Origin of the sequence: Glutamicibacter sp. AOP38-B1-38, from assembly GCF_052377485.1 — a bacterium.
Taxonomy (GTDB): Bacteria; Actinomycetota; Actinomycetes; order Actinomycetales; family Micrococcaceae; genus Glutamicibacter.
Genome location: NZ_JBQSWU010000091.1, coordinates 1 through 860, shown reverse-complemented (window position 1 = coordinate 860; position 860 = coordinate 1). Strand labels below are relative to the sequence as shown.

1 protein-coding gene is annotated in these 860 nt (G+C 65.7%); it reads right to left on the bottom strand.

Features of this window, described 5'->3' with window-relative positions; all coding sequences use genetic code 11:
* On the bottom strand, positions 1-860 hold an 860-nt coding region (locus ACT3TP_RS18730), incomplete at both ends, for an IS1380 family transposase (RefSeq protein ID WP_444621291.1).

Genomic DNA, 860 nt, shown 5'->3' with positions numbered 1-860 from the left:
CGTTTGCGAGCATGGGTGCTGATCTTGCCGGCGACCTCGAAGAGCTGGGCCCGCAGCTTCTTCGGTTCCCAGACCCGGGCCTGGGTGCCGGTGAGTCCGAGCATTTGCATCCAGGCCAGCAGGTCCAGGGCCATCAGCACCAGGTGGCACCACAGGGTGTTGCCGGTGAACGCCTGCAGGGGCAGGTTTTCCAGTCCGGTGTCCTTCGCATTGCGGATCCGGTCTTCGCAGCGTGCCCGCAGCCGGTGGCGCAGTTCCAGGGCCGCGTGCTGGCCGCGGGTCTGGTTGGTGGCGAAGGCCGTGTAACGCATGCCGTCGATGTCGGTGATCCGCAATTGGGCACCAACATGGGGTTTTTCCTTCCGCACGACCACCCTCAGGCCCTTAGGCCAGGTGGACAGGTCAAGCATCCCGGTGATGTCCGCCAGCCACGCTCCGTCGCGTTCGTAGCCGTCGTTGTTGTAGGCCTGCGTCCATCCTTCCTCGGGGATCAGCGGCAGCACCTCGGCGATAGCCTCGGTGATGGTGAACCCGACCGAGTAGGACAGGTCCCGTTCCGGGGCGGTGAGCCAGTCCAGGAACTTGTGGGTGCCGCCGGCCGAGTCGGTGCGGACCATGGTCTGCCGACCGGAGCGGTATGCGGCCGGCAGCTGTTCCAGCGCTGCCTGGGTGACGGCGATGTGGTCCGCTGCCGTGTTTGATCCGGCATTTCCCGCCCTCAGCTGCATGGACAGCCCTTCGCCGGTGCCTTCGGCACCGTGGTCGAGCATGCCTGCCAGCGGGTGGTGGCCGAAGGTTTTCTTCCACGTCGGCATCGCTTCTTCCTTCTCGGAATGGGAGATGACGATCGAGGCGTCCAG